This window comes from Virgibacillus necropolis (assembly GCF_002224365.1).
GTDB lineage: Bacteria > Bacillota > Bacilli > Bacillales > Amphibacillaceae > Virgibacillus_F > Virgibacillus_F necropolis.
On the sequence record NZ_CP022437.1, the window covers coordinates 3,166,410 to 3,191,699 of the forward strand.

Here is a 25,290-nt window from a genome sequence, read left to right on the forward strand (position 1 = left end):
CATATCCTATAATCCCATATTTTTCGCAATGATCACTTTCATGATTTCATTTGAACCTGCATAAATCGATGAGACCGCTGCATCACGAAACCTTCTCGCAATCTCATACTCTTCCATATATCCATAGCCCCCATGCAGTTGCATGCATTCAGCCGCAACCTTTTTTGCTAGATCAGTCGTCCACCATTTTGCCATCGAGACCTCTGTCACGACATCTTTACCTGACACATGATCATCAATTAACCGATCGACAAACGCCCTACCAATTTGAAATTCAGTCTTCAGTTCCGCAAGTTTAAACTGCGTATTTTGAAACTGACTGATTGGCTTGCCAAACGCTTTTCGTTGTTTCACATAATCAATTGTCAGATCCAACATTCTTTCCGTTCCTGCTATGCTTTGAATCGCCACCAGTAATCGTTCCTGCTGCAGGTTCTCCATCAGGTAATAAAAACCTTTCCCCTCTGCTCCCAATAAATTTTCTGCAGGAACACGGACATCCTCGAATATTAATTCACATGTATCACTTGCATGCTGACCAACCTTCTGAAGCTTTTTCCCCTTTGTAAATCCTGGTGTACCAGCTTCGACAACGATAAGACTAATCCCCTTATGTGCCGGTTTTACCTGCGTATCTGTTTTACATACAACCACAACTAAATCCGCAGAATAGCCATTTGTAATAAATGTCTTTTCTCCATTTAAAATATAATCATCGCCATCCCTGACCGCAGTTGTTCGGATGGCAGCCAAATCCGACCCAGCACCTGGCTCTGTCATTGCAATTGCAGAAATCAAATCTCCACTAATTGCCCCCGGCAGCCAAGCTCTTTTCTGAGATTCAGTACCGAGCGATGCAATATATGGCATCACAATATCATTATGAAGGCCAAGTCCAACCATCGCTGTTCCTACCCGCTCAAATTCTTCATTGATCACAACAGAATAACCAAAGTCGGCCTGAAATGCACCATACTCCTCTTCAACCCACGGACAAAGAAATCCCTGCTCCCCAGCCTTTTTCCAAAAAGATCTTGGCACCTGTTGCTCCTTCTCCCATTGTTCAAAATAAGGATATGCTTCCTTTTCCAGAAACTTGCGCAGTGATCGCCGGAAAATAGCATGTTCTTCACGTAAATACGATCTTTCCATACAATAATCCCCTCTCCTATTTCTCGGGACAAGGGGACAGGAACCTTGTCCCTATTATTTTTTGTGGTTTTTATACTATTATCATTATAGAAGGAACCTTTCGTTACTATCAGTATTGAATAAATATTGTATTCATTAGTGGGACAAGAAACCTGTCCGAGGCCACTGAAAAAGTGTGGATTTTAAAAATTTCACTTTTCATTTTAACTTAGCACCCTCGAATATACGGAGACTCCTGCGGGAAGTAAGAGATCGGCGAGACCCCGCAGGACGGCAGTCCGAGGAGGCTCGACACTCGCCCGCGGAAAGCGAAGTATATTCGAGGGTGCGATGGCAGATCCACATATTTTGTACTTAGTTTAACTTTTTCAGTGGCCTCAACCTGTCCCCTTGTCCCTCTTTCTGTAAGATGTCTACCGTGGCTGCATTCTAATCGCACCATCAAGTCGAATTGTTTCACCGTTTAACATTGGATTTTCAATAATGCTTTCGGTTAAACGTGCATATTCAGACGGATTACCTAACCGTTTTGGAAACGGTGTCATTTCTCCAAGCGCTTGTTTTGCCTTATCAGGTAATCCCGCAAATAAAGGTGTTTCAAATAATCCTGGGGCAATCGTCATCACTCTAATTCCAAGTGAGGAAAGATCCCTTGCAATCGGCAATGTCATACCAACGATTCCTCCTTTTGATGCACTATAAGCAACCTGACCAATTTGTCCATCAAAGGCAGCAACAGAAGCTGTATTAATAATGACACCGCGCTCGCCATTTTCATTAGGCTCATTTTCAGCCATCTTTTCTGCAGTAAGACGTATCACATTAAATGTACCGATTAAATTAACCTGAATAACCTTTGAAAAGGAAGATAGCTCATGCTTCCCCTTCTTACCAAAAGTCTTTTCAGCAACGGCAATACCAGCACAATTGATCAGTACGTGAATGTTACCAAACCTTTCAACAGCTTGGTCTAATGCTGCTTGAACGCTTGATTCATCTGTTACATTTGTTTTGATAAAATGTCCGTTTTCTCCTACTTCTTCTGCTAAATTAATTCCTTTTTCTTCCGCCAGATCCAAAATAATAGCCTTACCGCCCTTTGAAATGATGTTCCTTACCGTGGCTTCACCTAAACCGGATGCTCCCCCTGTAACGACTGCAACACTGTTTTCAATCTTCATCACGATTTCCTCCAAACATGCGTTTTATTTCTTTATAAGAATGTGCAACAAATAGTCCGAAATTGATTCGGCAATCTCTGTTTTATCTTTTTTTCCACTTTCCGAATACCATTGGGTAACCCAGTTCATGGCACCTAATATAATATTTCTCACTATCTTCACATCCACTGAACCAAATACATTCTCCTCTATTCCCGCCTGAATCAATTGATCAAAAGCTTTCCCATAATCATCTCTCAGCTGTAAAATCTTCTCCTTTTGCTGCGCGGAAAAAAACTGTTCCAGCTTTACCATCATTTCAAAACCACTTCGTTCCCAAAGTAGATATTCGATATGACCAATCATAGCCATTCGCAACTTTTCAATCACAAGCAAATCCTGGAAAAGGATAGCTTCTACATTTTCAATACTTCGTCCCAAGAGCATGAGTTGACTTTGATACAACAAATCCTGTTTATCCTTAAAATAATAGTAAACGGATCCTTTCGTCATCAAAATTCTTGATGCAATTTCTTCTATCGTCGTGCCATGATATCCTTTTTCCGATAAAACAAGAACGGCTGTCCTCAAGATATCTTCTTTTTTCTTAGCTGTTTTCCTTTCACGTAAGGACACTACTGCTCACTTCTTTCTCTGTGTAGCCTATGTTTAACTTAATTATTATTCTAATTATTCATTTTTTAAATGTCAAGTTAATTTTCTGAAATTTTTAAAAGGTAATGCCCACCACCCGAATTGTTGTGAGTTGTTTCAAGTGGTGGTGGGGATTGAAGTCTTAATGAAGTGCTATTCTCCTTCTTCTCATTTTATTTCGATCTTCAGTGCCTTGATGAAGTGTTCTCCAGCTGAATTCAGGTGGAGAGCACTTATTTATTAAGTTTCGCACCTTGAAAGATTAATAAAAAAACCTTTTCAAAACAGAAAAAAGACATACAAAATCCGCATGAACACTGTTTTTTGGTATAATTAAGGTATCTACATCGATTTTCAACAACAAATCTAGGAGGAAAAACATGTCTACAAAACAACCAAACATTCTATTTATCATGAGCGATGATCACGCAGCACAGGCAATAAGCTCCTATAACAAAGAGCTTGTCGATACACCAAATATTGATCGAATCGCGGACGAAGGAATGCGTTTTGATAATGTTTATTGCACCAATTCATTGTGTGCTCCAAGTAGAGCCTCCATCCTTACAGGAAACTACAGTCATGAGAACGGAGTACGTGGTCTATCAGAACATTTCGACGGAAGACAGCAGACGTTTCCAAAGTTATTACAGGAGAACGGATATGAAACCGCTCTCGTAGGTAAATGGCATCTTGGTCATGGTGGAAATAGTGACCCAACAGGCTTCGATTATTGGAATGTCTTTCCTGATCAGGGCGACTATCATAATCCAGTAATGATGGAAATGGGAGAAGAAAAACAGGTTGAAGGATACGCGACTGATAGAATCACAGATTTATCCATTGATTGGCTAAACAACCGAAATAATGAAAAGCCTTTCATGATGATGGTTCACCACAAAGCTCCACACCGTCCTTGGGAGCCACCTGAAAAATACAAGACATTATTTAATGATAGAGAATTCAAGGTTCCTACTACCTTTAATGATAATTATGGGGACCGGGCAAATGCTGCAAAAGTTGCCAATATGCGAATAGAAGATTTAAAAGAAGAAGATGTTAAAGGAGTTCCTCCAACAGGACTTTCCAAGCAGGAGATTAAAGAATGGAAATTCCAGCGCTATATTAAAGACTATTTACGATGTGTTGTTTCGATTGATGATAACGTCGGACTGCTACTCGATTATTTGGATGACAACCAGTTGGCGCAGGATACGATTGTTATTTATACATCAGACCAGGGTTTTTTTCTTGGGGAGCATGGTTGGTATGATAAACGGTTTATGTATGAAGAGTCCTTGCAAATGCCATTTGTTATGCGCTATCCACATGAGATCAAGCCAGGAAGTGTATCCACAGATATGATTATTAATAATGATTTCGCTCCAACATTTTTGGATTATTGTCATGTACAGGCTAAAGAAAAAATGCAAGGAGAAAGTTTCCGAGCTATTGCTAAAGGAGAGACCCCTGATAATTGGCGTGATGCAGTTTATTACCGATACTGGGAGCACTTAACCATTCATAATGTTACTGCACATTATGGCGTGCGTACCGATAGATACAAGTTAATCTATTATTATGGAGAACCACTAGATGTAATAGGAGCAGTACCAAAACCGATGGAACCGGAATGGGAGCTGTTTGATTTGGAAAAAGACCCGTTGGAATTAAAAAATGAATACAACAATGCCGCTTACACGGAAGTTGTCAATGAACTAAAGGACAGGCTGGTACAGTTAAGAGAGCAATATAATGAAACCGTTTAACAAAAACAATGGGGATAACCATATGAAAAACCAAACTACTAATAGTTGTTGTGCTGCATCAAGAAGTCACACGACTGTTACAGAGAAATTAAAATCGAATAGTAATCAAAAAATAATATCTTCCCTACAGCAGAATGAACTGGGAAAAATGGTTTATATTTCAGGTGGAAAGTTTTTAATGGGGACTACAGAGAAAGAAAGCTTTCCTGAGGATGGCGAAGGACCAATAAGAAATATTAAAGTAAATCCTTTTTATTTTGACACCCATGCAGTGACGAATGAAGCATTTAAACAGTTTATCGATGATACAGGCTATCTGACAGAGGCCGAGCAGTACGGATGGTCATTCGTTTTTTTTCAACAAGTCAGTCCCGAGACTGCTAAAAAGGTAAAACAAAGCGTTTCCCAAACACATTGGTGGTGGGTGGTGGAAGGCGCTAGTTGGCGAAATCCAGAAGGCCCTGATTCAGACCTTGGAGGTAGAATGGACCATCCTGTTATTCATGTTTCATGGAACGACGCAAATGCTTATTGTAAATGGGCGGGAAAACGACTCCCAACTGAAGCGGAATGGGAATTTGCTGCACGAGGTGGGTTGGTGCAAAAAACATATCCATGGGGAGATGAACTGACACCAGTAGGCGAGCATCAATGCAATATTTGGCAAGGAAGCTTTCCAAAAAAGAACACGATGGAAGATGGTTATTTAGGGACCGCACCCGCTATCTCATTCCCCCCCAATACGTTTGGTTTATATAATGTTTCTGGCAACGTATGGGAATGGTGCTCAGATTGGTTTGCCTCGAATATTCATAAACGAGGCGGGAAAGAAAATCCCAAAGGAGCAGATAATGGGACAAGCAAAGTAATGCGCGGCGGTTCTTATTTATGCCATCATAGTTATTGCAATCGTTATCGTGTAGCAGCACGGTCAGCTAATACACCTGACAGTTCAACCGGAAATATTGGGTTCCGTTGTGTAAAGGATGCTTGAAAAAATAAGGGATTTCCGCTAAAACTATAGCAGGAATCCCTTATTCTCTGTGTGTATTTCCGAGCCTGATCAGCTACTAAGCCGCATAGGTTGTGCTCCTTCACAGACTCTAATTTATAGCCTTTATAAATACACTTCAACCGTATTTTTCACAGTCGTTAATTGTTTTTTCAATTCATCACGCTCTACTATAAATCCTCCATTGCGGTAAGGGTTTGCTACCGATTCAGTTTCGACCACATTACCATTCACAACCACTTGTTTAGTCGCTTGATTTAAGTGGTAAATAAAGGTTACTGGGTGCTCCATAAATGTAAAATCAAATCTTAATCCATCCATTTTTTCTGGAAGAACTGGATCGATCACGAGATTTCCTGCATGGGTGCGAATTCCTAACGCATTTGAAATCAACTGGTTCATGTAAATTCCCGGACCACTAGAATAGATGCGCCAACCACCTTTTACAGGGACAGCCCCGGTACGCAGTTTATCAAAATGCTCTTCTGCTTCATATCGAGTGTTGAATTTACCATCTGAACTGCTGAAATACGTATTACTCTGCCGTATTTCTGCATTTGGCACGACGTTTTGAATACTAATTGGGTTAATGACAGACAAACCATTCCACACTTCATCCGTTTTTCCCAGCTTGGCCATTGCTTCCACGTATCGAATGTGGGCATGAACATATTGCAAGCCTATTTCACGGCCAAAGTTTGTTGCCTGTTCCGCTCGTTTAAAATGCGTACTTACCCCACCGGCATAATTTGCTGGTCTATTCATTAATCGGACACCATCTGGAAAAGTTAAGTGTTTTTTTATTAGTCGATAATGATGTTCAGCTTGTTCTGGAGTAAAAAGCTCGCTAATCATACTTTCCTGCATAGGTAATAATCGATAATCGATACCTGTCTTTGTATCACTCGGGTGTAACATTAGCTCCACATCATTCAGATCTTTCATATAAATAAATCCAGGGATAACGTCCGACTGCAAAATATAAGTATTAAAATCTTGTTTAATGCCCGAGGCCAGATCGTGAAGTGCAGCCGCTTCCTTTTCGTCCACATCCGTTAAAACAGTGGCCAACTTACGAAGCACTTGATACGTTAATGCTACCGTCCAGCTACTCACCATGTATTTTTTTAACTGTTCATTTGCCGGTTGTAGTGTATCATCCCAGTCACCATCATCATAAGACGATAAAAATGTGTCATGTAAAAAATGTTCTTTTATATAAGCGACTTCTTTTTTCGCATGTTCTAGAATTGTTACTGTTTCCGCTGTAAAGGCAAAATTGTTCTGATCCGTATATGGAACCCTTTCTTGTAAAATAGCGTAGTCGTTAGTGGCTTCGATATACTCAGCGATGACCTTTAAGGGCCATACAATAATATCCCCGTGACTTTCAGTTTGCTGAACGTGCGTAAATTTATCAAACATAAACCATTGCGGCCAGCTTCCAGTCTCTTTATATTGATGTGAAAAAATCGTCTTAATAATCTCGCGGACAGATCGATAATTTTGTGTTGCCATAAAGTATTCGGTCGGTCCTTGACTTACATCACGCGTCCCCCAAGCTGCTCCACCATATTGTTCAAGACCATGTGGAGAAGAGAAATGAACAAGCATATTATGCGTATACCACCATGTGATTGCGTTTACTTTTTCCAGGTCTTCCGAGGTACCTTCCTGCTGGGTAAGACGGAACCCCCCGGTAACATTACGATAGTAGTCACGATAACGCTCTACCTCATGCTCCACGTCTCGCTTCACAAGAGGCTTGACCTCATTATATAGTAGTCCCTGGATTATCATTGTCCATTCTGACGTAGAATCTAAACTTAATACAATAAGTGAGGCTGCACCTGATTCGATATTGGAAGCAAACCTTCGTTCGTCCTCTACAGTCATTTCTGTACCGGTAACCTGGAGTCGATAGGTTAAATCAGGATAAGTATTTCCACTATTGGACGCTGAATCTGCAGAAATGGAAACTATATTTCCTTCATTCTTCATGCGAAAGGGAACTTCATATTCATTGTTGTTCATAGTAACTTGATTAGAAATAAGATATGCATAAGCCTTTCCACTTGTAGATCGCACGTCCAGTTGAACTTCTGGTGAATCAACAGTTGTAAAATTTGTAATTATAAATAGTTCACTTTCCGTTTTGTAATACCAGCGCGCGTAATTAAATCCTAATTCAAACATGGACGGCATGGTCAACAAATGATAGATGCCATCTATTTCTACATAAATTCTTTGCCCAGATGTCTTCATGATGTTTAATGGGTTCCGCGCATTTGTAATCATCTTATTCATGTTAACGTTTCCTACTACTAGTTGGGAATTAAAAAGCCCATACATGTAGGAAGTGGTCGACAATGTGTCTTCCTGTACGTTTTCATTTTGACCACTCATTAATATATGACCATGAGGACGCTCGACAAGCTCTTCTTTTTTCTTCAATATGACGTGTTCATATGTCCTTGTAAAGAATGAAAGTAATGATGCTTGATCACGTTCCCCCAGCTGCCGATCAGGAAAATAGCCATCAATCTCTTCTTCTGTCATTTCCACAGTTTGGAGCGGATTCCCAATCGCTGATGATAGATAAACCCTTTCTACAGAATGCTCGATTGCCTCATTCTTTTCTAATTGTTGCCAAGCATCATATATCTCATTTTCATAATCCAAAGCAGTTGTTGCATTAGGATGATTTTCCTTAAACAGTCCATAAAAGACAAATTGTTGCTGGCCTGCTAGCTTCACTCGCTCTGATTGCAACGCAGTATAAGCAAACTCATATTGATAAGTCTCATTTGCTAGCGTTGGCTTTTTTAATACTTCTGGTGTGTTTGTTGTTTTATAAGACAATCCAAAAAATTGAAAACCATCTGTCGAGTAACCAATAGCTTTTCCTAGCGACCCTTGCTGGATGTAAGGAAATCCCTCCTGTTGTGGCTGGTTTTGACGGGTGCAGACAACAAAGCCTCTTTTTTCATCTTCAAAAACAGTGTGATCCATGTATTGGGACATATATGCTTCGTTTGATCTGACAGCACCTTTATCAGCAAGCCCCAAGTCCTGACCATAAATAACGTCAACCTCTACATCATTTCCATTCAGTATAATATCCCAGAACCATATGCCTTTCTCAGTAGGGTGGAACGTAACCTGATAGGCTATTCCTTCTGTGGATCCTTGCCATTTCACGTAAGAATCAGTAACAGACAAGGTGCTTGTAGAATGAACACCAAGTAACGGAACCACCTTTATTCCACTTGCTTGATGTAGACGTAAATAAATATTATTTAGCGACCCATCCAGCGGGTTGGACATCCATTGATTTATGAGGCTGTTTTTATGGGTGATTTCATAAATATCACCACTATTCAGGAAAGTGAAATTTACATTTCCCGCTTGCTTGAAAAATTTGTTCATTGCGTTATTCTCCTTCATTTAATTTAATTCAAATGGAAATGAGGTCACATTGTTACAACTATTTCCGATGTAAGCAATGAACTCGCCCTTATCACTTTTGAACTGCAGATCTGTATGATGATACCTAAGAGCATCCTCAGCTAGTTCAAATACTACTTCCTTGGCTTCTCCAGGTTGTAAAAACACTTTTTTGAACCCCTTTAATTCTTTAACTGGACGCACTACTTCTCCCACTAAATCTTGCACGTAAAGCTGAACAACTTCCTCTCCGGCAACATCACCGGTATTTTCTAAAATCATCGAAATCGTTAAGCCTTGTTCCGCTGTTAACGTATTAGACGATGGCCGTATATCGCGCAATGAAAAGGTTGTATAGCTCAAACCAAATCCGAAAGGGTACAAAGGTTCATTTGGGATATCTAAATATTGCGAAACGTAGCGAATTTGTGCATCATGAGCATCTTTTGGGCGACCAGTATTAAAGTAATTATAGTAAACTGGCACTTGTCCTACCGAATATGGAATGGACATCGCAAGTTTTCCGGATGGATTCACATCCCCATATAACAAATCGGCAATTGCATTTCCGCCCTCTGTCCCAGGAAACCAAGCTTCAAGTACAGCGTTCGATTTATCAAAAACACCATGTAAATCAAGTGGACGACCATTAAACAAAACAACAATAATTGGTTTGTCTAGTTCGTGTATTTTTTCTATTAATTTAAGTTGCACTTCTGGTAACTGAATGACCGATCGTGACCCTGCTTCCCCACTCATTTCGGAATCTTCACCTAGTGCTAACACAATGACATCGGATTGCTTTGCAGCTTCAAGTGCTTCTTCAAGTTCGGCCTCTGTGCCCGCTTCAACGCCACAACCTTTTGCGACTTTTAGTTTTGTGTTAGTTACCTTCTTATGCAAGCCTTGACGAACAGTTACCGCATCATCCTTCGCACCAAGCCATGACCATTGCCCAAGAATGTCGTTACTTTCAGCAAATGGACCGATTAACCCGACAGTTTGATTTTTCTTTAGTGGTAAGATACCTTCATTTTTCAACAGCACAGAAGATTTCGCTGCAAGTTCACGCGCTATTTGCCGATGTTGGCCACACATCACGATTTCTTGTTCACGCTTAACATCTGCTCCACGATATGGATTTTCAAACAAGCCAAGTTTTTGTTTGAGCTGTAAAATACGCAAAACAGCTTCATCGAGAATAGATTCTTCAATTTCACTGTTTTCAACTAAACTTCTTAATCCGTTTGCATAGCAAGTTGTCATCATCTCAATATCTACACCAGCTTCGATAGCTTTACGTGCTGCTTCCGTCGCATCTTTCGCAACACCATGTGGTATCAGTTCTTTTACAGCGCCCCAATCTGAGATAACCACCCCATCAAAGTTCCATTCATCACGTAACAAATCACGCATTAATTTTTTATTACCAGTAGCAGGGATACCATCCACCGTATTAAAAGCTGTCATCACCAGTTCACTACCAGCATCAAGTGCAGCTTTATACGCGGGTAAATAGGATTCTCTCATTTGCCGTTCAGACATATTCACCGTGTTATAGTCACGTCCACCTTCAGGAGCACCATATGCTGCGAAATGCTTGACACAAGCAGCAACGCGGTCGAGATCATTCGTTAAATCAGTTCCCTGAAAACCTTGAACCTGCGCCCTAGCAAACTCACTATTTAAATAGGAATCTTCACCAGTTGATTCCATTACTCTTCCCCATCGTGGATCCCGAACGAGATCTACCATTGGAGCAAAGGTAACGTGAATACCAGATACCGCTGCTTCCCTCGCAGCGATTTCAGCACTTTTTTTAGCCAAATTCACGTCCCAAGAACTTCCAATCGCTAATGGGACCGGAAATATGGTTTTATACCCATGTACGACATCTGACATAAATAATAGCGGTATACCTAATCTGTTTTCTTTCAAGTGTTCTTCCTGAATTTTTCTGATTTCTTTTGCTCCTGAAGCTCCTAATACAGAACCAGTGTTTTGAACCATATAATTAGTAATTCCCAACTTTTCCATTGGTCCTGTAATCTGTCCTTCATGTGAGGAGCCTTTGAAAAAAGGGGTGGCTAACTGCATCAGTTGTGCAATTTTTTCGTCGATCGTCATCTGCTTTATAAGGTTTTTAAGAAGTTCTTTGTCCATCTTGATCCCTCCAATAAATAAGGATTATTTAGTAGTAAGTTTAATCAAATTATTTCTGTTTGTTTATAAGGAAAATGTTGCATTTGCTTCATTCACTAATATAATCTATTTATAGAAACGTTTCAATAAAAAAGATAAAAAAATAAATGTATTGCTTTCTTGAGTTTAATTAAAAATACATAATTTACGGACTCAAATTTGGTGGTATTTAGGGGATTAAGAAAATTAATTAATGGCATACAAACGCTTAATGTCGGGGTCAATGCGACTTTTCTATGTGCAAAACAGCTATTAATTATAAAAAAATTAAAAAATCTATTGAAAACGGATACAACATTCCATATAATAATAGGTGAAACGTTTCATTTTTTCTCCTTTTCACTTACTGAAAACCATTCAGAGGGTGGACTGTTTAATTTTTTACAAACAAATAAAATAAGGGGTGGAGCGCAAGATGAAGAAAAAAACAGGATTGTTTGTTGCAATGATGGTTGGTATCTTGTTTATTTTAGGAGCTTGTTCTTCTGATGACGAACAAGCCGAATCGAAGGACACGATAAAAGTATGGACAATGTCACCAGCTTTAGAGGAATTTGTAAAAGAGTATGAAAATGAGAGTGGCATGACTGTAAAAGTACAGACTATTCCATGGGAAAATGCCCATGATAAGCTGTTAACAGCTGTCGCATCTGGAGAGGGTCCAGATGTATTGCAAATTGGTACAACTTGGGTAGCTGAGTTTGCCGAAGCTGGAACTTTTCTTGACTTAACAGATTACATCGACGACTACGAAAACTTTAGCCCTGATAATTTCTTTAAAGGTGCTATAGAGACAACTCAATATGACGGCGAAACTATTGGAATTCCCTGGTACGTAGATACCCGCTTACTTTTCTATAGAACTGATATACTAGCCGACGTTGGTTATCCAGAAGGTCCAGAAACTTGGGAAGATATGATAGATGCTTCAAGGAAGCTAACTGCACGCGGAGATGATCAATACGCATTAGATATGCCAACAACCGACCCACAATTCCCATTTATGCTTGCATGGGAACAAGGCTGGAATTATAAGATTGGTGAAGGTGCAGCTAATTTCGAAGATCCCGCATTTAAAGATGCAATTGAATTACACCATCTCTTTTTTGAAGAGAATTTTTCACAGTTAGAAGAGGGTAAAGAGTTTTTCCAAGCATTTAGTGATGGATCGAAGCCAATGTTTTTCAGCGGTCCTTGGGATATTCAAACGATTAAGGATAGAGCACCTGAGATTGATGGTAAATGGGATGTTCACCTAATGCCTAAAGCTGAAAACAACAAATCGATGATTGGGGGAGCTCATTTCTCTGTTTTCCACAATTCGGAGAAAGTTGATCAATCACTTGAATTTATCAACTGGATGGCTGACCCAGAAACACAAGTAGCGTGGTATAAACATAACAGTGAACTTCCCGCAAATATGAGTGCTTGGGAAGATCCAGCGTTAACGGAGGATCCAATGGTTAGCACATTCGGTGAACAATTAAAATCGACTCAACCACTTCCGTTAATTCCTGAATTTGAAAGAATGGGACAGGAATTACTAACTACATTAGAACAAATTAATCGTGGTGGTGTTGATATTGATAAGGCGCTAGCAGATTATCGTAAAGAAGTATCAAGCATTTTAGAAGAATAACAATTTAGCTATAACAAGGTCAGGGTGCACGCATTTCTTAAGCTTGCACCTTGCTTTAATTCGCAGAGCCTTGAGGGGAGGATCAAAATGAACAAATTTAAATCCACGATAACGCCGTATTTATTTATTGGACCCGCTTTAATATTACTGCTTATCTTTTCTTTTGCGCCAATTCTTGTGGCGCTCGCTATTAGTTTTACAGATATGAACTTAAGTGGGCTCGCCAATTGGTCTCAAATCCATTTTATTGGACTAGAAAACTTTATAAAACTATTCCATGACGAAACCTTTAGGCAAGCGATGCTCAATACACTCATTTATGTCGTAATTGGCGTTCCATCTGCGGTGATAAGCTCATTTGTGATAGCGCTGTTGTTAAACTTTTTCAGCAATTGGGTATCTTCTACCTTTCGCGTTATTTTCTATGTACCATCCATTACGAATATTGTTGCGATTGCAGTCGTCTGGATGTTTTTGTATAACCAGGAATATGGATTATTTAATTATTTGCTGTCGTTGATTGATGTGGATGCCGTTCCATGGCTTGAGGATCCACTAGTCGCTAAACTATCATTGATTTTAATAGCGGTCTGGAAAAGTAATGGAATTAGTATGCTTATCTTCCTGGCGGCACTACAAACGATCCCAAGAATGTACTATGAAGCTGCAGATATCGACGGAGCAAACCGCTTTCAAAAGCTAACAAAAATCACGCTCCCTTCAATGAGTTTTGCAACCTTTTTTGTCACAGTTACGACATTAATTGGTTGGTTACAATTTTTTGAAGAACCATTTGTAATAACAGATGGTGGCCCATTAAATGGGACAAATTCCATAGCGTTGTTTATCTATCAAGAAGGGTTCCAATATAGCGAGTTCGGATATGGTGCAGCAGCATCGTTCGTACTTTTTGCTCTTATAATTGTCGCAACGCTCGTGCAATTCAAATTTAGAAAAACAGACTAAGTTTTGTGAGGTGACCGCTATGCAGTTAAAAAATAATTTCGAGAAAACAATTGTCATTGCTTTGCTGTTCGTTGGTGGTATACTCGTCTCGTTGCCGTTTATTTGGATGATTCTCAGTTCGTTAAAAACCGATAAAGAGGTATTAAGTATTCCGCCAACTTTGTTTCCGCAAGACCCAACATTTCAACATTACATTGAACTTTTTCAAAACCTGAACTTTGATGTTTATTTAGTCAATACATTGATCATTGTCTTTTTCTCGATGTTTGGCTTATTGTTCAATACAATGGCAGGCTACGGATTTGGTAAATTTCAGTTTCGTTTTAAAGAAACATGGTTTATCATCGTGCTAATAACCATGATGATCCCAGGTCAAGTAACCATGATTCCGACTTATTTAATCTTAAATGAAATGGAATTAACAAATACAATGGCTGGGATTATACTGCCAGGTCTAATTGCTGCATTCAATATTTTTCTAATCAGGCAATTCATGGTAACAATTCCGGATGACCTGATTGAAGCGGCTAAGCTCGATGGTGCTGGGCAGTTCTATATTTTTTTTAAACTGATTTTGCCACTTTCCAAGCCCATTTTAGCAGTGCAGGCTATTTTAACTTTTATCGCTGCCTGGAACAGCTTCTTATGGCCACTGATTATCGCAAACGACCAATCACTTTATACATTATCCGTCGGTTTGGCGCTTCTGCAAGACGAGAACGTGACCAACTATGGGCTACAGATGGCTGGATCAGCATTTATGGTTATTCCAATTGTGATTATTTTTCTTATTTTCCAGAAATATATTGTTGAAGGATTTAATGTATCAGGTATTAAATAGGGCAAGCTTTAAGGCTGACCCTATTTCTTTCTAATCACAATAGGAGGTATGTCAATGGCGCTTATTCAATGTGATTTTTCTTCTGAAGTTTTATCAAAAAGTGTATCCATGAATGTGATTTTGCCACAAAAATCATTTTCAAACGTGGATCAAAAAAGCAAAAGCAAGAAATATCCCACATTATTTCTTTTACATGGGTTTAGTGATAACCATACAAAATGGACCAGAAATACATCTCTAGAACGCTATTCTGAGGATTTTGGCATTGCAGTAGTCATGCCAGCTCTCGACAATAGTTACTATACAGACATGAAAGACGGAAATAAATATTGGACGTTTCTTACGGAAGAATTGCCGTTTGTTTCTAGATGTTTATTTCCCCTGTCAGATAAGCGAGAGGATAACTTTGTTGCAGGAAACTCGATGGGTGGCTTTGGGGCACTAAAGTGGGGCTTAAATATTCCTGACCAATTTGCCGCAATCGCCAGTTTATCAGGTGTTACTGATATGGTTTTTCACTTGGAAAAGAGTCGACAGGAATCAGAGGAAAATGATAAAAATAAATCATTATCCCTTATTTTTGGAAATGATGGTATAACACAAACTTCAAATGATTTGTTATGGAAATTAGAACAATTAGACAACACATCTCAAATCAAACCACTGCTGTATCAAGCATGTGGAACGGAAGATTTTTTGTATGAACACAACATGCGTTTTTTTCATAAATGTGAACAGACTGGCTTCAACTTGACGACTAATTTTGGTCCAGGAGATCATACGTGGAAATACTGGGATCAGAGGATACAAGATGTTCTTGAGTGGCTACCTATAAGCAAAAGTTAACTGTAACCTTATTTTTAAAAGTTTTTCTTGTGGTACTATAGAGGTACACAAGTAAATGAAAGTACGGGAACCATGGAGGCAATTAAATATGGCAACAATCAAAGATGTAGCAAAGCTTGCTGGGGTTGCAGTATCCACAGCATCATACGCATTAAATAACAGTAACAAAATTAGTTTAGCCACAAAGAAAAAAGTTGAAGCGGCTGCAAAGACATTAAATTATATGAAAAATGGTTTTGCATCTGATTTAAAAAGGACGAAAACAAATACGATTGCATTAATTTTGAGTGACCTATCAGGACCTTTCTACTCTGAATTAATTCAAGGAGTTCAAGATGTAACAACATCGAACGGATACGATTTAATTGCATGCAGTTCAATTGGTGGACCGCAATCAACTGCCGTTAAATTCTTAAGAGAAAAACGTGTGGATGGCGCTATTATCTTAGCACATAACATTAGTGACGAGATCACATTGGAATCGGCGAGAAAAGGGTTCCCACTTGTAGTGCTAGACCGAGATCTTGAAAATGAATTTGTTTACCATGTAGATGTCGATAATGTTCACGGTGGATACCTTGCAACAGAATATTTGATCAAAAATGGTCATGACAAAATCGCCTATGTCAGCGGACCCTCTAATACGTACGATAATGAACTAAGATTTCAAGGATATATGAATGCTCTCAACCATCATGGAATTACGTATCAACCCAGATGGAAACTCTCGGGTGACTTTACGCGGGAAGGTGGTTACCGGGCAACGAAATTATTGATCGCCCAACGCGATTTGCCTCAGGGTATATTTTATGCAAATGACGAAATGGCTATCGGAGGGTTGCAAGCCTTTAAGAATCACGGAATTAATATTCCAAACGACATTTCTATTATCGGCTTTGATGATATTCAATTAGCCGAGTATGTATCGCCACCGTTGACAACAATCAAACAACCTAAATACGAAGCAGGCGCTTTATCTGTTCATTTAATTTTTCAATTGCTGGCTGGAGATAACGTTGACCATCATTATAAGTTATCAACGGAACTGATAGAACGAAAATCTGTGAAATCAAGTGAAATAAAACTATAGCTCACGCATTAGCATGAGCTATAGTTTTCACAGCCTCTAAAAGAACTCATCCAACACCGATTAAAATTTTCTGTCTCCTCTAAAAACAACAAATGACTACTATTTTCAAAGTCTACCAATTTTTAAGCTGTAAATCGCTTTTGAATATATTCTCCTGCCTCAATTGAAAAAAACCAACAGTTCCAAAGCAATTTAACGTTGGCATAATAACATTTGACACGGAATGTCGATAGTCAACTGCCGTCTGATTAAAAACAATCGTGCTTTCTATTGATGCTGTCGCCTTATTTATTTCCGCTAATATCCATTCATGTTCTTTAGATCTGGATTTTCTTTAAACATGCCATGGATAAACTCATTGTTGAACCCATTTTGATCTTTTTGGATAGCCTGCAAAACACCTTTAATCGAATTCCCACCAGGCAATATGTAGACTGAAGGTGATTGATCCACAATCGTTAAAGCTTTCACATTTACCGTTCCAAATTGATTCACATAATCCCATATCGATGGTGACTTGCATAGATGCCTATGTTTCCTTCTGAAGATCCATATTAAGAATGATTTGTTCTTATATACAAGTAATAAATTTTCACTGTAGCTGTTGATTTCTTTTACCAATTTTTTTATTAAGTGAGATTTATCGTCTGGAATTACATCCATTTCCTTGATGTTTTTCTCTAACTAACGAATCAATGTTTGTTTTTTATTTAGCACCCGGATCATATGCCTATAAATGATTATGTTTCTGTAAAAGGTTCTTCGGTTTTTAATAAAGATACGGCCCCTTTCATCAGATATGACTTCATAATAATCCTGTGCTTCGTTGATCAACTTCTCTACTTCTCTGTCCTCCTGTTTCATCTGTGGAATGCTCATCGTCTAGTTCGGTAACATGCGTAATAGGAAGTTCATTTTGTAGCTGGCTTTTTTGATCATGTTACATAAGTTTCGCACCCCAAAATCTAGCGGATTTTAGCTATAAAATATGCTGGTTTCCCTTATCAGTAAACTAAGCAGCATTATCCCCTTCAAACAACTGATTTCCCAAAAACGATGCCTCAAAGAGCTCCTTAAGATATTTGTATTTCGATGACTTTTTAAAAGATCGGATATCTACGAAAGCAGACTCTGAAATTGACGTAATCACGTTATCCAAAAGGTCGAGTCGAGTACGGCCATACGGTTGCGCAGTACGCTCATCGAGGAATTACAGAGTGCGGGACTATATAAAATGGAACTTTGTCTTCCCGATTGCCAACAGTATTATAGAGCTCTTTTTCGAACTAGATAAACTGAAAAGATTTGTACGGATCAAAGAATTGAAAGCAAACAATTAAACCCAGAACCTCGAAACGAACTGGGCGACGGTACAGGAGGGACAGGTAGCTTGTCTTCGCCTTTCAATCTCATTTCGTTCTTCATTGTCTGAATGAAGCGCTTTTCTCTTTCTTATCAATCTTATTTCAATTTTCATTACCTGAATGAAGGTTTTTTCACTCTCTTATCAAGCTCAATTTAATCTTCATCGCTTTGATTATGTGCTTTTATCCTACTTCTCAGCCCCATTTCGACCTTCATTGCCTTGATGAAACGCTTCTCCCTTTCTTCTCAATCTCATTTCGATCTTCATTGCTTTGATGAAATGTCTAACAGTTTAATATTCCGTCTGATATGGCGATTAATCTGTTTATCTATATCGTCACTTGAAACTATTCTAAATTATCTTGAGTGACAGGTATTTGAGAAAATTTAATATTATGATAAGATATAAAAATTACTATAAACTTAAAAAAAGGAGGAATACATATGGGTTTAAAAGCTGAGAGTGACCTCGAAATTTCATCAGCTAAAGGTAAAAATAAACTATTGTTAGTTGGACCTGGACTCGTTGTTGCAGCTGCTGGTGTAGGCGCAGGAGATTTAGTTGCGGCACTTGTTGCGGGTGCCGATTTTGGCTTGGTGTTGATATGGGCCGTTTTACTAGGAGCAATTATAAAATATGTTTTAAATGAAGGGGTAGGACGTTGGTATTTGGCCACGGGTCAAACCATTTTACAAGGATGGCACTTATTAGGGCGCTGGGTATCTGGTTATTACGTACTTTACGTCGTTTTATTCGGATTAATTTACGGTGCGGCAGTAACGTCAGCTTGTGCATTATTTATGTCAGCGATGTTTCCGGTTCTTCCAATATGGGGGTGGGCAATCATTCATGCCATTGTCGGGTTGACTGTAGGTTGGTTCGGTCGTTATGGGAAATTTGAACGCATCATGCAGGCATTAGTTGTGGTCATGTTTGTTACCGTAGTAGGGTCAGCCTTATTCGTATTTCCAAGTATAGGAGATTTAGTCAACGGATTCGTTCCAAGGATGCCGGAAGGGTCTTTTTTACAGACACTTGGCCTGATTAGCGGTGTAGGTGGAGCTGCTTCAATACCTTATTATTGTTATTGGATTCGGGAAAAAGGATGGCGTGGTGGTTCGTGGATTTCAGTTATGCGTTTAGATTCCGCTATCGCCTATATTATTACTGCTATTTTTTGTTTTTCACTTATACTAGTTGCCTATGAATTTTTATATGGTGCTGGGTTGAAAATAGAGGGCAGTGAAGGACTTATCGCAATGGCTAACATTTATGGTGAAAGGTTTGGATCAGTGGCTACTTGGCTACTCCTCATTGGTTTTTGGGCAGCTGCGTTCACATCATTATTATCTGCTTGGAATGGACTTCCTTATATATTTGCAGACTTTGTTCAGATATTAAAAGATAAAGGTGAAAGTTCAACTAAAGTTATCACAGAAAAGGATCCTGCATATCGAGCTTATCTTTTATGGATTACATTTCCTTCCATGTTATTTTTATTTGTTGATAATCCTATACTTCTTATTTTTATCGGTCTAGCATTTAGCGCAACCATTTTGCCTTTTCTTGCGATTACGTTGATGCTACTGCTAAATTCAAAAAAGGTAGCAACAAAATATAAAAACGGACTAATTAATAATGTTATTTTAGGCGCAATTGTCGCCCTATTTATAACGCTGTCAGTTATTGAACTGTATCATTCTTTATAACCTGAATCACTTTAATAAACTTTTTTACGTATATCCCCTCCAATTTAATCATTATAATTAAAAAAGCGCTATCATAGACTAAACTATATGAAGTTTGGGGGGATGATTAAAATTGTATAGAGTATGGAAATGGTATCTTGAAAAGTCGTTTATTTTAAAAATCTCAGTTGGATTCTTACTGGGAATACTGGTTGGTTTGATTTTTGGTCCATCAGCTAAAATGTTAGCTCCTTTTGGAGATGTATTTCTTAATCTCCTGAAAATGATTGTTATCCCATTAATTCTATTTACGATAATCGTATCTGTTAATAATGCAAATCCTAAAGAATTAGGACGTATTGGCGGTAAAATTTTTCCATATTATATTATCACAACCGCAATATCCGTATTTTTAGGTATTGCAATTGCGAAGTTAATCAGTCCTGGACTGGGATTGGAACTACCAAAAGGCACAGCTATTGAAGTACCAGAAGCACCCTCGCTGTTGGATGTGTTAGTAAACATAATTCCTACTAATATTTTCGAATCTCTTACGAATGGAGATATATTAAGTATCGTTTTTATAGCCGTTATTACTGGATTTTCTATCTCTTTTATGAGAACTTCTAATGAATCACATGTAAAAGCGTCGGGTAATCTATTATTAAAATTTATGGATGCCGGAAGTGAAGTTACGTTTCGAATTCTTAATGGCATTTTGCAATATGCACCGATTGGTGTTTTAGGGATCACTGCTTCAACGATTGGCGGTCAAGGATTTGATACATTACAAGCACTAGCCAAGTATGTTGTTGCTTCTTATATTGGCGTTGGTATTCAAATGTTTATTATTTTTACCTTACTACTCTTGCTCTTTAAAATACCAGTAATAAAATTTTTTATTAAAACGCGTGAGGCTATAATGACGGCCTTCGTTACATCAAGTAGTCTAGGAACACTACCGATTACCATTAAAAGCGCACAAAAGGCCGGTATTAGTGATAGAGTTGCTAATTTCACCTTACCTGTTGGTGCCACGGTAAATATGAACGGTTCTGGGATACACTTTGGGGTCGGAGTTGTCTTCGCTGCAGATATTATTGGGTATGACTTATCGATTGGTGCAATTGTCGGAATCATACTGACAGGAACATTAGCCGCGGTAGGAACTGCTGGGGTACCAGGGGCTGGGCTAATAGGAATGTCCATTGTGTTCACCCAGGCAGGACTTCCTATTGAAATAGTGGGACTTACAGCGGGAGTAAATGTTATAACAGATATGATCTTTACAACCTGTAATGTTACAGGTGATCTCGTTGGAGCAGCTGTTGTTGATAAAAGCGAGAAAAAGCATGATTCTATAACTCAGGAATCGATAGAGGAAAGTGTTTCTTAAATAAGGAAAAGTGGGACAGGGGACAGGAACCTTGTCCCTATTATTCACTCTATCTAGTTACCCGGTTCAAAATATAACTTCATCCCTTCGTAGCATATAAAAATACGTGAAATAATCCAAGTATTAAATACTCGTCTTCTATAAAATCATTATCAAATATATGAACAACTACCCTTCTGTCAAATACATTTATCTTCCAATCAGCAATTAACTTTTCTTCTAAAACATTTCAGCTGGGTAAGGATTCAGGGTTAACGTTTCTTTAATCGATTCTTTTTTGAGGATAATAAAGTCTTCACCTTTATATCTGAAATCTATCTTTTTCGGACCATATCGTACATCTTTCATATTTTTCATAAGTACTTCAACATTATTTCCGTTATTCTCCACATAAGACACGATAATCTCGTTCTTCCAGAAACTTAACATTTTTGCGTGTAACCGAATATTTCCAGTAGAATCTGTAAGTTCATATTTTAAAAAATAAGGCCTGCCATCATTGAGAAATTCTTCGACATATTTTATTAAAGTATTTTTATAATAACCCCTTATAGATCCAACCTTTTCTATTCCTTCGTATATATCTAGGGGGTCAGTTGTACTCCCGTTTATACTTGTCGCATAATAATAGGACATCATCTCTGTGCTCACGTTCCTTTGAATGTAATTGAACAGCATCCCATGCTTGAACAAGAATTCATTTATTTAATTTAGGATAATCTTCTTTAGAATTATACCTTCATTTATAACTTACGGTTAGGATTTTTTACAGTTTCACTAATTAGTAATAGATAAAATTAACATAATTATTTTTGTTCTATCCATTCTGTTCACCCCCTTCAGATTACGATTGCTCTTCATCCTCTAGTTTTTCATTTTGGCTTTTTCTCCCCAGTAATAAATAGTTTATCTACTGTCGTGTTAAGTTTTTTTGATAATTTAAATGCCACGCCAAGGTAGGATCATATTTATCATTCTCAATAGCGTTGATGGTTTGTCTGGAAACACTACACCTTGCGGCAAGTTCTTCTTGAGATATTTTCATTTCTTTTCTAATTAATCTGATGTTGTTTTTCAAAACAATCACATCTTTTAAAATGTAAAAACCTTTTTACATTTTTTATTATAAAACACCTTAATAAAATGTCATTTAAAATTTTATCCAAACTAAGCTTAGTTCTATTTTTTTTTTTTGCTATAGGCGGCATTTTTCTTGTCTTCATAGATTCAATGATGATCTGGAAACCGGAAAGCAATTTCACCAAATATCTTGGAGGATTTGAACCAATATATACCTTTGTTAATTTAAACTTCCACCAACAACCTGATCTTTATAGCAACAAATCATTCATATTATTGTCACTAGCAGCAAATGCATCTACATTTTTAGTAATTACTTTGTTTCTATGGTTCATGCGGAAACTTTTAGTAAAATTCATAAGGATAGTTTGCTCATGCATGAAAATATTTCAATCTTATTAAAAATGGGATTTACTATCTTGATTGCAGGAACGCTATCCTCTTATTTAGACGGTCTTTTATTATCCAAGGCTCTTGCTCGGTTACAGCTTGTTAATGCACAAATGTCATATTATAATTTCCGATTCATTGATGTTCTAAGTGCTGGTTTTGTACTAATCATTTTTTCCTTAGCTTTAAAAAGAGCCGTTCATGCAGTAGAGGAAAACAAAAATACGATTTAAGTAAATCGTATTTGAATAGTTATCAATATAAACTAGGAGAATAATAGGTGATAAGAATAAACTTAGATGTAATGATGGCAAAACGTAAAATGTCTTTAAATAACCTTTCTGAATTAATAGACATTACCCCTTCTAATCTATCGATATTAAAAAATGAAAAAGAAAAAGCAATACGCTTTTCTACACTTGATGCCTTATGCAAAGCATTAAATTGCCAACCCGGTGATTTAATTGAATATGTAAATGAAGAAAAGAATGAGGAATAAATTAACGTAAAAGTTGAATCGACCTTACGAAGCACCCTTTTGAGATTTCTAAAACTCTGCTAGAGCTCTGTGCGGAGTTTTGTTATTTCAAAATAGATTTATTTAGTCTCTGATGATGAAAACATTGATACAACTGCAGCAAGAACTCGAGTTAGCGAGACTCAAAAAAGACCCATCCAAATTAGAGATGCTTTTCGAATGTATGCCTAGTAATGCTTGATTTCATAAAGTTAGTAAGCCCACTTGACAAAGCGAGCTTATTAACTGGATTCTAGTATTCAAATACAGGATTTAGCCTTTCATTTCATTATATAGTGGTATCATTTGCTGCTTTTCAACATCAACGAGACCCAGATCGCTAATTCTGATACTCGGTATTACTGTGAGAGTCAGTGAAGAAAGAGCCATCGCTGGTGATCTTCTACCGACAGATATCCCCATATCGGTAGCTATTTTATTAAAAGCTTCGACTTTTGGACCTAGTTCCTCTATAGGTTCTGGGGCCATAAGTCCGGCAATGGGGAGCTCTACCTTGGCAAGAACCTCTCTGTTCCGCGTAAGGCATAGACCTCCTCCCCAATCGGCCAAATTGCGGGCTGCGAGCAGCATATCGGCCGCATTGGTTCCGGCCACGACTAGATTGTGACTGTCATGGGCGACGGTAGTACCGTAAGCCCCCCTTGATAAACCAGCTCCCTTCAGAACACCTACGAATGGCTTTCTACCTTGGCCATGTCGACCTGTCACGGAGACGAAAATATGATCTGGAGGTAACGCCTTAACTTCTCCATTTTCCACTTCAACCTCTACCGTGCTTTGAATCGTTGTACCGGCATTCGTAACCTCGATGGTTGTAAGATTCGCCTTGCCGCTTTCTACTGGGACATGTATCACAAAGTCGTCCTCGCATAACTCTGGTAAATGAACTGTGTTTTTGAGCAGTGGGGGCGTGGAACTTTTAGTCTCTATAGTCGGCTCCCCGTTTGAGATCATCTGCTCCCCTTTCACGTACACGTCACGTACTCGCATGGTTTCAAGTGATTCGACGAGGACCAAGTCTGCGGAGTAGCCTGCAGCGATAGCCCCTTGATCTCGTAGCCCATAACGTAAGGCACCGCCAAGTGTTGCATAGCGAATAGCGAGCGGTGCTGGGACACCTTCTTCGATTGTACGACGAATCACCCTATTCATCTGACCGTTCTTAAGCATATCATGTGGCTCAATATCATCCGTGCACATCGCGATATTCATGGCATGCGGAACTATTTCCCAAGCTTTCGCGGCCACATCAGCAAACTTACTAACACTTGATTCCCGAATGTAGACCATCATTCCAGCTCTCAACTTTTCTAGAAATTCCTCATGATCGCGACTTTCGTGATCTGAGTTTACCCCAGCTGCGAGATACGCTTGCAACTGACGACCTGTAACTCTAGGTGCGTGGCCTTCGTTAAGCACTTGATGATCCAAACCGGTCTGTACGATGCCGGCCATCCTTGAATGCTGGTTAATCACCCCAGGATAGTCCATCAATTCTGCCACGCCTACTACGCCTGGAAGGCCGATCAACTTGGCAATATCTTCGGCATGAAATTCGGCTCCTGCAGTCTCAAGCCCTGGCACGGCAGGCACACAGGAAGGAATGGTAGTCAGGAATTGAACGGGGAGTCCTCGACTGGCTTCCACCATGTACTTCACCCCTTCTGCCCCCATCACGTTGGCTATCTCGTGCGGGTCGATCACCGCGGTTGTGGTCCCGTTACGGAGTAAAGCCCGTGCAAACATATCGGGCGGAACCATGGTGCTTTCGATGTGGACATGTGCATCGATGTAGCCTGGCGTAGCATATAATCCTTCAGCTTGCACCTCCTTGTCACCCTCGATTTTATACTCTGGTTTACCATTCTTGTAACGGACAATAGCGGCAAAGCGACCTTCTTTAATTCCAATGTCTGCTGGGTATATCTCTGCTGTAAAAACGTTAACAAGCTGTGCCCCACGGACCACTAGATCCATAGGTATATCTCCTCTTGAAGCGGCAACGATTTGCCCGCGTTTGCTATGCATATATATGAACCCCTTTCAGCATTTTC

Annotated in this window: 19 protein-coding genes and 2 pseudogenes; 11 read left to right on the forward strand and 10 right to left on the reverse strand. The window is 38.9% G+C overall.

Annotated features, from left to right (window positions below; translation table 11 throughout):
* Nucleotides 1-6 precede the first annotated feature (6 nt).
* The 3 genes from CFK40_RS15010 to CFK40_RS15020 all read right to left on the reverse strand — a co-directional run bounded on the left by CFK40_RS15010 (nt 7) and on the right by CFK40_RS15020 (nt 2,948).
* Entirely contained in the window at nt 7-1,152 is a 1,146-nt protein-coding gene (locus CFK40_RS15010) for an acyl-CoA dehydrogenase family protein (protein ID WP_089533212.1), read from the reverse strand.
* Between the two features lie 413 nt (nt 1,153-1,565).
* On the reverse strand, nt 1,566-2,333 hold the full coding sequence (locus tag CFK40_RS15015; protein WP_089533214.1) for a 3-hydroxyacyl-CoA dehydrogenase: 768 nt from the start codon (nt 2,331-2,333) through the stop codon (nt 1,566-1,568).
* A gap of 24 nt (nt 2,334-2,357) precedes the next feature.
* Complete coding sequence (locus CFK40_RS15020) at nt 2,358-2,948, reverse strand: TetR/AcrR family transcriptional regulator (protein ID WP_089533216.1); 591 nt, start codon at nt 2,946-2,948, stop codon at nt 2,358-2,360.
* A 398-nt stretch (nt 2,949-3,346) separates the two neighbouring features.
* Between CFK40_RS15020 and CFK40_RS15025 the strand changes: the two genes are divergently transcribed.
* Complete coding sequence (locus CFK40_RS15025; RefSeq protein ID WP_089533218.1) at nt 3,347-4,735, forward strand: sulfatase family protein; 1,389 nt, start codon at nt 3,347-3,349, stop codon at nt 4,733-4,735.
* 22 nt (nt 4,736-4,757) lie between these two features.
* Nucleotides 4,758-5,729 carry a formylglycine-generating enzyme family protein gene (locus CFK40_RS15030; protein WP_089534409.1) on the forward strand — a complete coding sequence of 324 codons (972 nt, stop codon included), beginning with the start codon at nt 4,758-4,760 and terminating at the stop codon, nt 5,727-5,729.
* Between the two features lie 123 nt (nt 5,730-5,852).
* Here the strand turns inward: CFK40_RS15030 and CFK40_RS15035 are convergent, their stop codons facing one another.
* The gene (locus tag CFK40_RS15035; protein ID WP_227001787.1) at nt 5,853-9,176 is read right to left on the reverse strand and encodes a GH36-type glycosyl hydrolase domain-containing protein; all 3,324 of its coding nucleotides are present in this window, start codon (nt 9,174-9,176) and stop codon (nt 5,853-5,855) included.
* Nucleotides 9,177-9,194: 18 nt separating this feature from the next.
* Nucleotides 9,195-11,357 (reverse strand): beta-glucosidase BglX, encoded by a 2,163-nt coding sequence (gene bglX / locus CFK40_RS15040; RefSeq protein ID WP_089533222.1) that lies wholly within the window; start codon nt 11,355-11,357, stop codon nt 9,195-9,197.
* Between the two features lie 454 nt (nt 11,358-11,811).
* On the opposite strand from bglX, the gene CFK40_RS15045 reads away from it, so the two are divergent.
* From CFK40_RS15045 to CFK40_RS15065, 5 genes are all read left to right on the forward strand, one after another.
* Nucleotides 11,812-13,035 carry a sugar ABC transporter substrate-binding protein gene (locus tag CFK40_RS15045; protein ID WP_089533224.1) on the forward strand — a complete coding sequence of 408 codons (1,224 nt, stop codon included), beginning with the start codon at nt 11,812-11,814 and terminating at the stop codon, nt 13,033-13,035.
* A gap of 87 nt (nt 13,036-13,122) precedes the next feature.
* A complete protein-coding gene (locus tag CFK40_RS15050) occupies nt 13,123-14,001 on the forward strand; it encodes a carbohydrate ABC transporter permease (RefSeq protein ID WP_089533227.1) in 879 nt (292 codons plus the stop codon).
* Between the two features lie 10 nt (nt 14,002-14,011).
* Complete coding sequence (locus tag CFK40_RS15055) at nt 14,012-14,842, forward strand: carbohydrate ABC transporter permease (RefSeq protein WP_405196555.1); 831 nt, start codon at nt 14,012-14,014, stop codon at nt 14,840-14,842.
* 54 nt (nt 14,843-14,896) lie between these two features.
* On the forward strand, nt 14,897-15,688 hold the full coding sequence (locus CFK40_RS15060) for an alpha/beta hydrolase (protein ID WP_089533231.1): 792 nt from the start codon (nt 14,897-14,899) through the stop codon (nt 15,686-15,688).
* An 88-nt stretch (nt 15,689-15,776) separates the two neighbouring features.
* The gene (locus CFK40_RS15065; protein WP_089533232.1) at nt 15,777-16,778 is read left to right on the forward strand and encodes a LacI family DNA-binding transcriptional regulator; all 1,002 of its coding nucleotides are present in this window, start codon (nt 15,777-15,779) and stop codon (nt 16,776-16,778) included.
* Nucleotides 16,779-17,075: 297 nt separating this feature from the next.
* On the opposite strand, the gene CFK40_RS15070 is transcribed toward CFK40_RS15065, so the two are convergent.
* Both CFK40_RS15070 and CFK40_RS21865 read right to left on the reverse strand, forming a co-directional pair.
* Nucleotides 17,076-17,441 (reverse strand): hypothetical protein, encoded by a 366-nt coding sequence (locus CFK40_RS15070; RefSeq protein ID WP_089533233.1) that lies wholly within the window; start codon nt 17,439-17,441, stop codon nt 17,076-17,078.
* Between the two features lie 349 nt (nt 17,442-17,790).
* Nucleotides 17,791-17,943 (reverse strand): annotated as a pseudogene (locus CFK40_RS21865) (IS4 family transposase); the annotation flags it as partial.
* Nucleotides 17,944-18,587: 644 nt separating this feature from the next.
* Between CFK40_RS21865 and CFK40_RS15075 the strand changes: the two are divergent.
* The gene (locus tag CFK40_RS15075; protein ID WP_089533234.1) at nt 18,588-19,853 is read left to right on the forward strand and encodes an Nramp family divalent metal transporter; all 1,266 of its coding nucleotides are present in this window, start codon (nt 18,588-18,590) and stop codon (nt 19,851-19,853) included.
* A gap of 112 nt (nt 19,854-19,965) precedes the next feature.
* Nucleotides 19,966-21,228, forward strand: coding sequence for a dicarboxylate/amino acid:cation symporter (locus tag CFK40_RS15080; protein WP_227001788.1), 1,263 nt, complete (start codon nt 19,966-19,968; stop codon nt 21,226-21,228).
* Nucleotides 21,229-21,447: 219 nt separating this feature from the next.
* On the opposite strand, the gene CFK40_RS15085 is transcribed toward CFK40_RS15080, so the two are convergent.
* Both CFK40_RS15085 and CFK40_RS15090 read right to left on the reverse strand, forming a co-directional pair.
* Nucleotides 21,448-21,867, reverse strand: coding sequence for a tubby C-terminal domain-like protein (locus CFK40_RS15085; RefSeq protein ID WP_089533236.1), 420 nt, complete (start codon nt 21,865-21,867; stop codon nt 21,448-21,450).
* 233 nt (nt 21,868-22,100) lie between these two features.
* Nucleotides 22,101-22,306 (reverse strand): annotated as a pseudogene (locus tag CFK40_RS15090) (helix-turn-helix transcriptional regulator).
* A gap of 376 nt (nt 22,307-22,682) precedes the next feature.
* Between CFK40_RS15090 and CFK40_RS15095 the strand changes: the two are divergent.
* Nucleotides 22,683-22,931: a hypothetical protein gene (locus tag CFK40_RS15095; protein ID WP_089533238.1), complete on the forward strand. Its 249-nt coding sequence runs from the start codon at nt 22,683-22,685 to the stop codon at nt 22,929-22,931.
* Between the two features lie 71 nt (nt 22,932-23,002).
* The gene (locus CFK40_RS15100; protein WP_089534411.1) at nt 23,003-23,197 is read left to right on the forward strand and encodes a helix-turn-helix domain-containing protein; all 195 of its coding nucleotides are present in this window, start codon (nt 23,003-23,005) and stop codon (nt 23,195-23,197) included.
* Between the two features lie 291 nt (nt 23,198-23,488).
* On the opposite strand, the gene CFK40_RS15105 is transcribed toward CFK40_RS15100, so the two are convergent.
* Nucleotides 23,489-25,213 (reverse strand): adenine deaminase, encoded by a 1,725-nt coding sequence (locus CFK40_RS15105; RefSeq protein ID WP_161493882.1) that lies wholly within the window; start codon nt 25,211-25,213, stop codon nt 23,489-23,491.
* Nucleotides 25,214-25,290: the final 77 nt, after the last annotated feature.